General features: G+C 69.5%; 15 protein-coding genes and 3 tRNA genes. 15 read left to right on the top strand and 3 right to left on the bottom strand.

The features are described from left to right. Positions 1–521, top strand: a 521-nt coding sequence (locus JNW87_RS24635; RefSeq protein ID WP_238454472.1) for a type ISP restriction/modification enzyme, incomplete at its 5' end; no start/stop codon positions are given. Positions 522–662: 141 nt separating this feature from the next. On the opposite strand, the gene JNW87_RS24630 is transcribed toward JNW87_RS24635, so the two are convergent. Together JNW87_RS24630 and JNW87_RS24625 are read right to left on the bottom strand one after the other, a co-directional pair. Next, complete coding sequence (locus tag JNW87_RS24630) at positions 663–2,165, bottom strand: recombinase family protein (RefSeq protein ID WP_238454471.1); 1,503 nt, start codon at positions 2,163–2,165, stop codon at positions 663–665. Positions 2,166–2,275: 110 nt separating this feature from the next. Beyond that, positions 2,276–2,710, bottom strand: a complete 435-nt coding sequence (locus JNW87_RS24625; RefSeq protein ID WP_238454470.1) for a SigE family RNA polymerase sigma factor — start codon at positions 2,708–2,710, stop codon at positions 2,276–2,278. Between the two features lie 277 nt (positions 2,711–2,987). Here JNW87_RS24625 and JNW87_RS24620 point away from each other — a divergent pair, with 277 nt between their 5' ends. Continuing rightward, positions 2,988–3,245 carry a hypothetical protein gene (locus JNW87_RS24620; RefSeq protein ID WP_238454469.1) on the top strand — a complete coding sequence of 86 codons (258 nt, stop codon included), beginning with the start codon at positions 2,988–2,990 and terminating at the stop codon, positions 3,243–3,245. Positions 3,246–3,404: 159 nt separating this feature from the next. On the opposite strand, the gene JNW87_RS24615 is transcribed toward JNW87_RS24620, so the two are convergent. After that, positions 3,405–4,049, bottom strand: a complete 645-nt coding sequence (locus JNW87_RS24615; RefSeq protein WP_109801311.1) for a dihydrofolate reductase family protein — start codon at positions 4,047–4,049, stop codon at positions 3,405–3,407. Positions 4,050–5,039: 990 nt separating this feature from the next. Here JNW87_RS24615 and JNW87_RS24610 point away from each other — a divergent pair. The 13 genes from JNW87_RS24610 to JNW87_RS24550 form a co-directional block, all read left to right on the top strand. Beyond that, the gene (locus JNW87_RS24610) at positions 5,040–5,186 is read left to right on the top strand and encodes a hypothetical protein (protein ID WP_161557794.1); all 147 of its coding nucleotides are present in this window, start codon (positions 5,040–5,042) and stop codon (positions 5,184–5,186) included. 62 nt (positions 5,187–5,248) lie between these two features. Then, a complete protein-coding gene (locus JNW87_RS24605) occupies positions 5,249–7,792 on the top strand; it encodes a bifunctional diguanylate cyclase/phosphodiesterase (RefSeq protein WP_109801310.1) in 2,544 nt (847 codons plus the stop codon). 108 nt (positions 7,793–7,900) lie between these two features. Then, positions 7,901–7,973, top strand: a tRNA-Thr gene (locus tag JNW87_RS24600). Positions 7,974–7,998: 25 nt separating this feature from the next. Further along, positions 7,999–8,071 (top strand) — tRNA-Met (locus JNW87_RS24595). A gap of 131 nt (positions 8,072–8,202) precedes the next feature. Then, positions 8,203–8,370 carry a 50S ribosomal protein L33 gene (rpmG, locus tag JNW87_RS24590; RefSeq protein WP_012184342.1) on the top strand — a complete coding sequence of 56 codons (168 nt, stop codon included), beginning with the start codon at positions 8,203–8,205 and terminating at the stop codon, positions 8,368–8,370. 122 nt (positions 8,371–8,492) lie between these two features. Continuing rightward, positions 8,493–8,939, top strand: coding sequence for a MaoC family dehydratase N-terminal domain-containing protein (locus JNW87_RS24585; protein ID WP_109801309.1), 447 nt, complete (start codon positions 8,493–8,495; stop codon positions 8,937–8,939). A gap of 1 nt (position 8,940) precedes the next feature. Continuing rightward, on the top strand, positions 8,941–9,333 hold the full coding sequence (locus JNW87_RS24580; RefSeq protein ID WP_238454468.1) for a MaoC family dehydratase: 393 nt from the start codon (positions 8,941–8,943) through the stop codon (positions 9,331–9,333). A gap of 127 nt (positions 9,334–9,460) precedes the next feature. Continuing rightward, positions 9,461–9,533 (top strand) — tRNA-Trp (locus tag JNW87_RS24575). A gap of 213 nt (positions 9,534–9,746) precedes the next feature. After that, positions 9,747–10,139: a preprotein translocase subunit SecE gene (secE, locus tag JNW87_RS24570; protein WP_109801307.1), complete on the top strand. Its 393-nt coding sequence runs from the start codon at positions 9,747–9,749 to the stop codon at positions 10,137–10,139. 38 nt (positions 10,140–10,177) lie between these two features. Then, positions 10,178–10,897 (top strand): transcription termination/antitermination protein NusG, encoded by a 720-nt coding sequence (nusG, locus tag JNW87_RS24565; RefSeq protein ID WP_109801306.1) that lies wholly within the window; start codon positions 10,178–10,180, stop codon positions 10,895–10,897. A 183-nt stretch (positions 10,898–11,080) separates the two neighbouring features. Beyond that, entirely contained in the window at positions 11,081–11,512 is a 432-nt protein-coding gene (gene rplK / locus JNW87_RS24560; RefSeq protein ID WP_091570017.1) for a 50S ribosomal protein L11, read from the top strand. Between the two features lie 83 nt (positions 11,513–11,595). Further along, entirely contained in the window at positions 11,596–12,312 is a 717-nt protein-coding gene (gene rplA, locus JNW87_RS24555) for a 50S ribosomal protein L1 (RefSeq protein ID WP_109801305.1), read from the top strand. A gap of 136 nt (positions 12,313–12,448) precedes the next feature. Continuing rightward, positions 12,449–13,157 (top strand): ATP-binding cassette domain-containing protein (locus JNW87_RS24550; RefSeq protein ID WP_238454467.1); only part of this gene is annotated, 709 nt, incomplete at its 3' end.

Raw genomic sequence — 13,157 nt, 5'->3', positions numbered from 1 at the left:
CTCTCCTGATCCCCGACCGCCGGGAACGCACCTACCCCCGCGCCGTCAAACGCGCACGCCACAACCAGTACCGCGTCAAGAAACCCGACGAACCAGGCGCGTCCGCCACGACAGACCCGCCACGATCCGGCTCTACAAGCTCAGCCACCAAACTCCATGATCAACTTAGGCTACGCGGCATTGCCCTCGGTCCCGTTCCCGCAGCGGTGTGGGATTACGACGTGTGCGGCACACAGGTTGTCAAGAAATGGTTTGACTACCGCTCAAAAAAGCCCCGCGTACGCAAATCGTCCCCACTAAACGAGATCGTCGCCACCAAGTGGGACTTCACTGACGACTTGCGAAACTTGCTAGCCGTACTCCATGGATGCGTGCTCCTCGAACCGCAGCAGGATGACGTACTGACAGCCATCCTCGATGGACCGCTCCTCAGGGCGACAGAGCTTGAGAACTCCGGCATGCTGCCGCCGGCAGCTGAAGCGAAACAGCCGATCATTGAAGCCCAGCCACCCCTCTTCTGATCACATGATCAGTTGAACCGCGGCTCTTGGCGTTAACTCCTGCGGCCCACTGCGTCAATTCCGCTCGCAGAGCACGTGGCACCTTGCATGCCATGCCATACGGCGGCGTCGAGACGAACAGTCCGTCGCCGCCGTGCACGATCAGGCCGCTTGGTCCTGCGGACCGAACTTCCACCGCCAGGCCAGGCGGTGGCGGCCGAAGGTGCGGCGTTCGCCCTTGAACCCGGCGCGCAGGAGTTTGATGTCGGCGACGAGGCGGATGATCTCCCGCTTGACCGGGATGTCGTCGCCGAGTTCCTGCCACGCCTGCACCGCCTGGTCTCCGATGCGTCCGCGCAGCACGGCGGGGATGCCGGCGTCGGCGGCGCGTTGCTCATGCTCGGCGATCTGCGACAGCAGGCCTTTCTCGGCGCGGGCGTAGGCGATCGCGGTGACCTCGCCCTCCTCGCCGAGCTTGCGCCAGTCCTCCAATTCGCCGCGCAGCCGTTGGGCTTCGGCGCGGGCGTGGGCGACTTCCTCGTCGGTGGCGCTGGCGGCGGTGAGGATGTCGTGTACGTCGGGACGTGACAGCCACGCCACCACCGTGCGCTGCACGTACTCGTCCAGGAATTCGGCCTTCACCGCCGCGCAGCGCTTGTGCAGGCAGGAGTACACCTGCCCGGTCCAGCCGTGCCGGTTCACCTTCTGCGATGACAGCGGCCCGTCGCAGACTCCGCAGCGCACCAGGTACGACAGCAGGTGCACGGCGCGGGCGGGCCGAGTCGTGGTCCGCGACGGGTCGCCCAGCATCCGTACCACCGACCAGTACGTCTCTTCCTCGACGAGGGCAGGCCAGATGCCGTCGCCGACGATCTCCCCGCGCAAGACCCGCTTGCCGATGTAGGCCGGGTTCATCACCTGCTTGCGCAGGATTCCACGCCGCCAGATCCCGCCCTCGGAGGCGGGGATGCCGAGCCGGTTGAGTTCGGCCTCGATTGCGGTCAGCGGCGTGCCTTCGGAGATCTTGCGGAAGTTGTCCCGCACCACCTGCGCCCGCGAGTACTCCGTCACCGTCCCGTCCGCCGACACCGCCGTGCGGATCTCCGTGTCGGGCTCCTGACGCAGCAACGCTCTGGTGCGCTGGTCGTAGATGCGCCGATACCCGTAGGTGACCTTCCCGTGCGGACGCCCGGCCTCGGCGGCGCCGACGATGCCGCGCAGCACGTTGTCACGGATCGAGTCGGCCATCCACTCGGCCTGCACCGCCTGGAAGCCGAGCATCATCCGGTCGTTCTTGTCCCGCAGGTCATACAACACGCCGCCGACCAGCCAGAAGTTGAGACCGACCTCGTGGCACATGTCGCGGATCTTCACGAAGACTGCGAGGTCGCGTTCCTTGCGGGAGATCTCCCAGACCACCAACACGTCGCCCTTGCCCGCGCGGATCTGCTCGATCAACAACTCGAACTGCTCGCGCTCCTTCGTGGCACGGCGGCTGGCCGAGCGGTGGTTGTCGGTGAACGACCCGGCGTCGGTCCAGGACCGTTTCGTGATCTCCGCGAGGTTGAGCACTCCCTGGTCGTGGACGCTCTTGCCCTGCTCCTTTTTGTCCTGACTCGCGCGCTGATACCGCAACGCCCGCACCTCGACGCCACCGGCGAGCAACGCGTCCTTACTGTCGAATCGGCCCCGATGCCCCGACCGGGCCTTACGCCGTACCATCAGAACCGTCCCCCTAGATCGACGTTCGTGGTTGGCACCATCGACCCTAGCATCTAACGATCCTTGACAGTGCCGACCGAGCAGCCCAGGACCTCGGAGATCTCGACCTCCGAGAGGTCCTCGAAGTAGCGCAGCACGAGCACGGCGCGCTGCCGGCCGGGCAGGCGGCCCAACGCCCGCCAGAGGCGGTCCCGGTCATCGAGGCCGGCGTGCGGGTCAGCCTCGGCAGCCGCCTCGGGCAAGTCGGCCGTGGGTAGCTCACCCCACCACCTGCGCCGCCACGACGAGGCGTACGCGTTGACGATGATCCGACGCACGTACGGCTCCGGGTCACCGTCAATGCGCCGCCACGCCTCCCACGCCCGCGCCAGCGCGGTCTGCAGCAGGTCCTCGGCCAACGCCCAATCGCGGGTGAGCAGGAACGCGGTGCGCAACAACCGCGGTGACCGGGTCACGACGAAGTCGTCGAAGCCCTCCGGTGTGATCACGTGCTCGCCCTTCCGCCCAGTCGGTCACGAGGTAGTACCGGCTGTGACCCGAAAAGGTTGCATGACCAACCGCCGCTCGACTCAGCGGGGTGGAGCTGGGCGCCCACGAGGAGTACCAACGGCTCTCGCCGAGTTGCCCGGTCGAGACGGCGGGAAGTAGCCGGACGACAACCACTAGGCGAGGCGTCAAGCATCACCTGGGACGGACTCGACAAGCATGTGGTGGGACTAGGCAGGCCGGCAGCCGGCGTCGAACGTGTGTTCGACGAGGGTTCTGGTGGTGGAGGTACGTGGTCGCTACTGGAACGGGGCATGGGGCCGCATGGGCCGGCGCGACATCTGGCTGGTCTCCGACGGCCGGCTCTGGCGAGTCCGTGGCCGCCTCGGAGGTGACGGAGGACAAGAGGTCTCGTACGACTTCCCGGACGAAGCCTCCGCCCGCTCGATGGTCGATCGGATGATGAAGACCTCCGCCGGCACCTGGCGGGACACGGAGGCCGTCCGGCAGGAGTCCAACCGACGACAGACTCACTAGCTAGCTAGGGCGACGGGGCCTGCCAGACCATTGCGTGACGGCGGCGACCCTCTGGCGAGGCACTTCGTCACGGCGTCGGCACCTCGCCGACGCCGTGACGGAATGCCGACCTGGCGGATTCACCGCCGACGACACGGACCCACCTGGCGCGGGGCGGCTTCAGTCGTCGCGTCCGGCACCGCGATCGGGTGCGCTCATGTCCCCCGTCCCGGGCGTGCCATCGGCGAGCCCGTAGCGCAGGTACACGGTGCCCTTCGGATTGGCTACCGGCGGTTCGAGGAGTGTGACGTTCGTGGGCACCGCGCCACCGTCGAACACCTTCTTCCCGACGCCGAGCACGATCGGGTGCACCCAGAGGTCGAGACGGTCGAAGAGCTTCTCGCGCAGGAGGGTCTGCACCAGGTTCAGGCTCCCGACGACCTTCACGTGCTCGTGCCGGTCACGGATCTCGCGCACCGCGCCGACCAGATCCGGGCCGAGCTGCGTGGACCCGGCCCACGAGAGGTCGGGCCTGCCGCGGGAGGCCACGTACTTCGGGACGCTGTTGAAGAGCGTGGCGATCTCGTTGTCCTCGCCGCCCTCCTGGTACGGCCAGTAGGCGGCGAAGATGTCATACGTCCGCCGGCCGAGCAGGAGGGCGTCCGTGCCCTCGTACGCGGCACCGACCTGCGCCCCGGCGACCTCGTCCAGCAGGGGCGCCTGCCAGCCGCCGAACGCGAACCCCACCGGGTCCTCGTCGGGGCCGCCGGGCGACTGCCCGACGAGGTCGAGGGTTGCGAACAGCTCGATGTGGATGAGGCCCATGCCTTACTCCCGGTGATTTGGTTGTCTCGGTCGGGGGTAGACCTGTGGGCGCCGGCAGACTCATCGCTGCGACGGCACCCAGCTTCGTACTTGTCCACCGCCTCGCCCGGTGCATCGGTCACCACCCCGTCCCGCGGTCAGCGTCCTTGCGACGCCCGGCAGCAGGGCCCGGCAGGTGTGCCGTGTGTCTTGATCCAGGCCCGTATGTCCGATTCCTCGAACAGCACATGCCGACCGATCTTGAAGCGCGCAGCACGGTGCCCTGCTTACGCCACCAGGCCGGGACGCCGCACCGGCACTCCCCGCTCACGATAGATCACCGGGCGCGTGCAAACTGGCTGGCTGCCCTGCGTCCAGCGTCACGCAGGTCACCGGCGAGATCTAGGGCTGTGGTACTAGCCGCTCTCGGATCTGTCGAGCCGCTTCCGCGGGTGCGATCTCTGGGGTGTTGATGGACAGGTCTGCGCCGGGTAGCGGTGGCGTCTCGTCCCATGCCCGGAGTCGGTCGCTGGTGTCGCCGGTTGCGCGGGCTTCGTTGGCGAACATCGCTTCGGTTCGGCTGATTGAGGCTGGCCTCTACAACAGGCCGCGTCAACGTGTCCTTGTCGAGCATCGGCCAGCCCGTCTGCCGGGCTTGGACGGCGGGTACTCGTCCGACGAGCCGGTGTTCCGGGGGGACCCACGCTCGCCGATGTCGATGTAGTGTGCGAGAGGTCCGATGGGCGACGGGGGCCTACGAATCCCACGACACCCAGGCCCTGGGCTGATCCATCCCTTTCCGGCGTGAGGTCGGGTTGTGCTCCTTCTGTAGCGCGCGCCGGACGCCCGGTGAGCCTGAGGAGGGCCGCAGGGTCGGCGGCCGCCGTCGAACGGACGATTTCGCCCGCTACCCTGCTCGACCGAGGGTCTCTCCGCTTTTACGCGTGCTGCGGGTGTGGCACCATCGTGGAACCTCCATCATTTCTGACCCGCACGTGACAGGAGCGCACAATGTCTGCTCGAAGGTTGGGCCGGCTGCTCGGCACGCTACTCACGCTTGCCGCACTGGTCGCGCTCCCTGCTTCACTGATCACCACCGGGGCCCAGACAGCCGACTTCGACTGGCAGATGCCCGTCGTGCGGGTGCTCCTGCCGTAGGTGTGCCATCCGGCCGGATCGTCCATCCGGCGTGATCTGACGCTGAGTCCGGAGGGGGCGAAGTGCCCGATCGCCAACCTCGCCCGCGTCGGTCGACCGAGAATGCCTGGCTGGTCGCGGGGCCGCTCGCCCTGTACGCCACGTGCTGCGCCACCCTGCTCGGGCTGCTCGTGCAGCCGGCGGTCGGGGACTGGTTGGCCACGTCGGCGATGTTCCTGGTCATGGTCGCCGCGGCCATGCCGACGATCAACATTGTGGTCCGGCGCCAGGCGCTGGGCGTGATGTTGACCGAAATTCCGCTCGTGGTGGCGCTGTATCTGCTGCCTCCGTTGTCCGTGGTTCTGGCGTACACGCTGGCCACGCTGGTGGTGCAGATCCGGCGGAATCTCGCTCCCGTCAAGTTCTGGTTCAACCTCATCCGTGCCGCGGCGGCCACGTCGACCGCCTGCCTCGTCCTCATGGCCCTGCCCGGTATGCGGGGGGTCGGGCCGGGTACCTGGGGGATCCTCTTCGTCGCGACGAGTGCCCACACCCTCGTCACGCTCGCGGCGGTGGTGGCGGTCATCGGGGTCGTGCAGGGTTGGCAGGCCGGCTGGGAACTGGCCCGTACCTCACCGCCGGCTCTCTTGGCGGCGGTGATCAACGTGGCGATCGGACTGCTGATCCTCATCACGCTGGTCACCACCACCTGGGGCTTCCTGCTCTTCATGGCGTTCGCCGCAGGACTCGTCCTGGTCTACCGCTCCTACACGCAGTTCCTCCGGCAGCACCGCACCCTCACGGACATGTACCAGCTCACGCGGGCGATGTCGGAGAGCGGGCAGGACGGCACGCTCATCGATGCCCTGCTCGGCCGGGTCAGGGCCCTGATGCAGGCGGAGTACGCCACGCTCTGGCTGCCCGGCCAGGGCCGCTATCCCGAGGTGCTGCTCACCGCCCGGGAGGACAACCGGGGTCTCCTCGACTTCGCCGTGACCCCCGCGCGGCTGCGGGAACGCGTGCTTGGGGAGTCCCGGATGGTTGCCTCCGGGGTCCGCCTGCCCGGCGACCCGGCGACCCGCGAACTGCTGCCGGGCGAGCGGATCAAGGACTTCATCATCCTTCCGCTCCGATCCGGCCAGGTGGTGATCGGCACGCTGGAGGTGGTGAACCGGTTGGGCGACACCAACCACTTCACACCGGTGGACATCCCCATCTTCGAAACGGTCGCCGCGCACGCGGCGGTCGCCTTGGAGAATTCCCGGCTGGTCGACCGGCTGCGCCACGACGCGTACCACGACGCGCTGACCAAGCTGCCCAACCGGCGGCGGATCACCGGCGCGCTGGACGAGGCGGTGAAGATCCGGGCGCCCGGCGAGGTGGTCGCGGTGCTGCTCTTCGACGTGGACGGGTTGCGCCAGGTCAACGAGTCGCTGGGGCACGCCGCGGGCGACAAGGTCCTTGTCGAGGTGGCCGATCGCCTCCGCGCCTGCGCCCCGTCGTCCGCCCTGGTGGGCCGGGCGGGCGGCGACGAGTTCCTGGTGACCCTGCGGCTGGAGAACGCCGAGGCGGCCCTGGAGCTGGCGGCCGAGCTGCGCGAGCAGATCCGCGACGAGATGGTCTTCGACTCGCTCACCCTCGACGTGGACACCGCCGTCGGGGTGGCCCTACACCCGGATCACGGCAGCGACGCCGCCACCCTGCTGCAACGGGTCGACCTGGCCGCGACGGCGGCCAAGGCGGTGCCCGGCAGCGTGCAGCTGTTCAACCTGGCGCTGGAGTCCCGGTCGCTGCGCCGCCTCGGCCTCGCCGGCGACCTGCGGCGCGCCCTCGACGAGGGTGAGCTGGAGGTCTACTTCCAGCCCAAGGTGACGTTGCGGGACCGGCGGCTGATCGGGGTCGAGTGCCTGGCCCGCTGGGAGCATCCGACGCACGGCACGGTCGCCCCGGAGGACTTCGTCGCGGTGGCCGAGCACACCGGCCAGCTCGGCCGGCTCACCGAGTTGGTGCTCCGGGAGGGGCTGCGGCGCAGCCGGGACTGGACCCACGCCGAGCAGCCGCTCGCCGTCGCGGTCAACCTCTCCGCGCGTACGCTCACCGACCCGCACTTCCCGGACCAGGTCCGCGAGCTGCTCGACGAGTACGGCGTGCCCCCGCAGCGGCTCACCTTCGAGATCCGCGAGGCCGGGGTGCTGGACGGCACCGACCGGCCGATACCGACCCTGCGCCGGCTGCGGGACCTCGGCGTGCGGCTGTCGGTGGACGACTTCGGGACGGGCTCCTCGTCCCTGGCCTACCTGCGCCGGCTGCCGGTGCACGAGGTGAAGGTGGACCGCTCGTTCGTGCAGGGCATGGCGACCGACCCGGGCGACCTGGCGATTGTCAACGCGGTGGTGACGCTGTCCCAGCAGTTCGGCCTGGCCGTGGTCGCCGAGGGCGTGGAGAGCGAACTCACCCTCGAACTGCTCCAGGACATCGGCTGCGAGATCGGCCAGGGCTTCCTGTTCAGCCGGCCGCTGCCGTACGAGCGGTTGGAGGCGTGGTTCGGCGCGCAGGTGGAGCCGGAGGCCGCCGCCGAGGCACCCCGGCTGCGGGTGGTCCCGGACCGCTCGGCGACCCTGCTCTGAGCTGGGACGACGGAGATCACCCCCGGTATGGGGGGATCCGATTTCACCTCGGGCGGCGGGGTCGTGTACTGTTTCTCCTGCGCGACGCCCTCCGGGGTGATCGGGTAGGCCCCCTTAGCTCAGTCGGCAGAGCGTCTCCATGGTAAGGAGAAGGTCTACGGTTCGATTCCGTAAGGGGGCTCACAGGGTCCGGCTGGACCCGCCACGGCGGTGTAGCTCAGATGGCAGAGCAAGCGGCTCATAATCGCTGTGTCGCCGGTTCAAGTCCGGCCACCGCTACTCTCCGTCCTCCGGGCTCCCCGGCGGTCGATGGGATGGGCGCCACAGGCGCCCACTTTGCATGTCCGCGCCATCAGTGCGTAGGCTGATGCGCCGTAGTTGTTATCCGTTAGCGAGGAAGGCACTCCGCCGTGGCGAAGGCGACCGATGTCCGGCCGAAGATCACTTTGGCGTGTGTGGAGTGCAAGGAGCGCAACTACATCACGCGCAAGAACCGCCGTAACGACCCGGACCGCATCGAGCTGAAGAAGTTCTGCCCCCGGGACGGCAGGCACACCATCCACCGCGAGACCCGCTGACCCGCGGCCGGCTCGGCCGGCCCGGTCCCACAGCAGTCCCGAACGCCGATCCGCAGGGACGACGGCCCCGAGCCGCCGCCCCGTACGGATCGGCGTTCGTGTTTTCCGTGTAGGTTCGCGGCATGTCCCTGGACCCGTCGTTCGTCGGCCGGACCTATCCGCCGACCGCCCCCTATCAGGTGGGCCGAGAAAAGATCCGCGAGTTCGCCGCGGCCATCGGTGCCACCGACCCGGCCCACCACGACCCGGAGGCGGCCCGCGCGCTCGGGCACCCCGACGTGGTCGCGCCGCCGACCTTCCCCGTGGTGGTCACGATGGCCGCCAGCCGGCAGATCATCGAGGATCCGGCCCTCGGCGTGGACTACAGCCGGGTGGTCCACGGCGACCAGCGGTTCGCGTACACCCGTCCGGTGGTGGCCGGTGACGAGCTGGTCTGCGTGAACACCATCGAGGAGATCAGCAACCGGGGCGGGCACGGCTTCCTGACCACCCGCACGGACGTGCGCAACGCCGCCGGCGAGCCGGTGGTCGCCGTCTGGTCCAAGATCGTCGTACGCGGGGAGGCCTGAGATGGAGCTGCCCACCCAGACCTTCCGGGTGACCCGCGCGGACCTGGTCCGCTACGCGGGCGCCTCCGGCGACTTCAACCCCATCCACTGGAGCGACCGGTTCGCCACCAAGGTCGGCCTGCCGGGCGTGATCGCCCACGGCATGTTCACCATGGCGCTGGTCGGCCGGGCGGTCACCGCGTGGGCCGGCGTACCGGACGCGGTGGTCGACTTCGGCGTCCGGTTCACCCGCCCGGTGGTGGTCCCGGACGACGACCAGGGCACCGAGATCGAGGTCGCCGCGGTGGTCAAGGAGGTCACCGAGGACGGCCTGACCAGGCTCGACGTGACCGCGACCTGCCTGGGGGAGAAGGTGCTCTCGCAGGCCCGGGCGACCATCCGGACGCCCCGCTGAGGGCGCTCCGACGCGCAGGTGGCAGACCGGTTGGGAAAGTCGTACGACTACCCGTACACTGGTCCGCCGTGGGGCAAGTGACCCCTGCCCGGCCGTGCATGGCTTGGTGGGGTGAGAGTTGCCGCACAGGGGTGTAGCTCAATTGGCAGAGCAGCGGTCTCCAAAACCGCAGGCTGCAGGTTCAAGTCCTGTCACCCCTGCGCCTCAGGCCTGACCGTTCCCGTGGGTCGCGCCGCCGAACGGCGGCGTCCGGCCCGTGGTGGTGGCACTGGCGGGGTGGTTCCGAGGCAATCGGGCCCTCCCGGTCGGTCCGCCGGCCGCGGCCCGTCGCGGGACGGTTTGGTCCGGCCGGCGTGACCAAACGCCGCGCACGCCCATCGGCGTGCGACCCGATACCCCGCACGGAGGGCGAAGTGGCCGAGAGCAAGCGGCGCGGCGAGGACGCCGGCGACGAGCGTCTGCGCGAAGATGCGGTCGTCGACGACGTGGCCGACGACGACGCCACCGACGCGGACGAGCCGGTATCCCGGGGTGGCACCGCGACCCGCGCGCGGGCCCGGGCCGAGTCGGCCGACGGTCGGAAGACCCGCAAGGACACCGACCGGGTGGGCCTCTTCGCCCGCATCGCGCGGTTCTTCCGCGAGGTCGTGGCCGAGCTGCGTAAGGTCATCTGGCCGACGCGCAAGGAGCTGCTGACCTACACCGCCGTGGTGGTCACCTTCGTCGCGGTGATGCTGACGATCGTGGGCCTGCTCGACTTCGGGTTTGCGAAGGGCGTGCTGTGGGTCTTCGGCAACCCCAGCTGACCGGCTGACTGTGCCGATAGTGACGGAAGTGAGCGAGCGTGCCTGAGTACGACGAGACCGCCGAGACCACGGACGAGCAGTCCACGGTGGCGACGGCGGCCAACGATGAGTCGGTCGAGGCCGCCAGCGAGCCGGAATTCCCGACCACCGAGCCCGCGGACGAGGAGTACGACCCGGTCGCCGAGCTGCGCCAGAAGCTGCGCTACGCGCCCGGCGACTGGTACGTGGTGCACTCCTACGCCGGCTACGAGAACAAGGTCAAGACCAACCTCGAGACCCGGATCACCTCCCTCGACATGGAGGACTTCATCTACCAGGTCGAGGTGCCGACCCGGGAAGAGGTCGAGGTCAAGAACGGCAAGCGGTCCCAGGTCCAGGCGAAGGTCTTCCCGGGCTACATCCTGGTCCGCATGGAGCTGACCGCCGAGTCGTACTCCTGCGTCCGGAACACCCCGGGGGTCACCGGCTTCGTGGGGGCCACCGACCGGGCCGACCGGCCGGCGCCGCTGAGCCTCGACGAGGTGCTGAAGTGGCTGGCCCCGGCGATCGAGACCGAGCAGAAGAAGGCCAAGCCCGAGGTCCGGGTCCTCGACTTCGAGGTCGGCGACTCGGTCACCGTCACCGACGGCGCCTTCGCCTCGCTGCCGGCCACGATCAGTGAGATCAACGCCGACCAGCAGAAGCTCAAGGTGCTGGTGTCGATCTTCGGCCGGGAGACGCCGGTCGAGCTGAACTTCAACCAGGTCGCCAAGATCTGACGTACGGTCGCACCGGCGGTGGGCTTCCGTCCCGCCGCCGGTGCGTCGTTTCGCCCGTCCGCCGGACCTCGGCGACGGGGGCGGCGCAGGTCTGCGCTACCCTAGAACGTCGGCTGTCGCATCGCGCTGACCGTGCGCGCCCGCTGCCGGCATCTTTCCCAGTTCCAAGCCCCAGGAAGAGACATGCCTCCGAAGAAGAAGCTCGTCAAGACGTTCACGCTTCAGCTGCCGGCGGGCCAGGCCACGCCGGCGCCGCCGGTCGGCCCCGCGCTCGGCCAGCACGGCGTGAACATCATGGAGTTCTGCAAGTCCTACAACGCGCAGACCGAGTCCCAGCGGGGCGACATCGTCCCCGCCGAGATCAGCGTGTACGAGGACCGGACCTTCACCTTCGTCCTGAAGACCCCGCCCGCGGCCCGGCTGCTGATCAAGGCCGCCGGTGTGCAGAAGGGCTCGGGCGTCCCGCACACGCAGAAGGTCGGCTCCGTGACCCGCGCCCAGCTGCGTGAGATCGCTGAGAAGAAGATGGCCGACCTCAACGCCAACGACATCGACCAGGCTGAGAAGATCATCGCCGGCACCGCCCGGTCGATGGGTCTGACCGTCGCCGACTGACGTCGGACACCACTCACCGGATCAGTTCGTGGGAGGGCGCGCGTCGACCGCGGGCCCGCCATAGACCACAGGAGTAACCAGAAATGCAGCGCAGCAAGAGCTACCGCAAGGCCGCCGACGTCATCGACCGGTCGAAGCTCTACACCCCCGCCGAGGCCGTCAAGCTGGCCAAGGACACCACCAACGTCAAGTTCGACGCCACGGTCGAGGTCGCGATGCGCCTCGGCGTCGACCCCCGCAAGGCGGACCAGATGGTCCGCGGCACGGTCAACCTGCCGCACGGCACCGGTAAGACCGCCCGCGTGATCGTCTTCGCCGCCGGCGCGAAGGCCGAGGAGGCTGCCGCGGCGGGTGCGGACGAGGTGGGCACGGACGAGCTGGTCGCCCGTATCCAGGGCGGTTGGCTGGACTTCGACGCGGCGATCGCCACCCCGGACCAGATGGCCAAGATCGGCCGGATCGCGCGGATCCTGGGCCCGCGCGGCCTGATGCCGAACCCGAAGACGGGCACGGTGACCATGGACGTCACCAAGGCCGTCCAGGACATCAAGGGCGGTAAGATCACCTTCCGGGTGGACAAGCACTCCAACCTGCACCTGATCATCGGCAAGGCGTCGTTCTCCGAGAACCAGCTGGTCGACAACTACGCCGCCGTCCTCGACGAGGTGCTCCGGGCCAAGCCGTCCGCGGCCAAGGGCACGTACCTCAAGAAGGTCACCCTCACCACCACCATGGGCCCGGGCGTTCCGGTCGACCCGAAGCTGGTGAAGAACCTGCAGGAGGGCTCGGCCGAGGCCTGAGCACGCCTGGAGTGAGGGGCCCCGCCACGACTCGTGGCGGGGCCCCCTTCGTCTGTCCGCTGTGGGAGGCTCGCGGCATGCGGCTGGAGGACGTCTGGGTGCGGTACCAGCGGCGCGGCCGTGGGTGCTCCGGGAAATGGACGTGCGGATCGGCCCGGGTGAGGTCGCGGTCGTCCTCGGCCGCAACGGGGTGGGCAAGTCCACGCTGCTCCAGCTCGCCGCCGGGGTGCTCCGGCCGACCCGCGGCCGGGTGGTCGACCGGCCCGCCGCCGTCGGCTGGGTCCCGGAGCGGTTCCCGGCCGACCAGCCGTTCACCGTGGCGCACTACCTCGCCGCGATGGGCCGGGTGGCCGGGCTCGCGGGCTCGGTCGCCGACCGGGCGGTGGCGGATTGGGTGGAGCGGCTCGGCTTGGCGCCGTTCCGCGGGGCCCGGCTGCCCCAGCTGTCGAAGGGCACCGCCCAGAAGGTCGGCCTGGCCCAGGCGATGCTCCGTCCGCCCGGCCTGCTGGTCCTGGACGAGCCCTGGGAGGGGCTGGACGCCGCGGCCCGGGAACTGGTCCCCGAGCTGATCGACGAGGTACTGGCGGACGGGGGAGCGGTGCTGGTCAGCGACCACCGCGGCGAGACGGTCCGGCTGCCCGGCGCGCGGCACTGGACGGTCGCCGACGGCGCGGTCACCGAGGACGCCCCGTCCAGGGCGGAGGCGACGGCGGTGGTCGAGTTGGCGGTCCCGGCCGCGCGGGTCGCCGGCATCGTGGCGCGGCTGCGCGCCGACGGTCACCGGGTCCTCCGGGTACGTGCCGCCGACCCGCCGGCCGCGCCGGGCCGGGCCGAGGCCGGGTCGC

The organism is Micromonospora sp. ATA51, from assembly GCF_016802855.1.
GTDB lineage: Bacteria > Actinomycetota > Actinomycetes > Mycobacteriales > Micromonosporaceae > Micromonospora > Micromonospora sicca.
The sequence above is the reverse complement of the archived record's forward strand: the minus strand, read 5'-3'. Positions and strand labels throughout refer to the sequence as shown.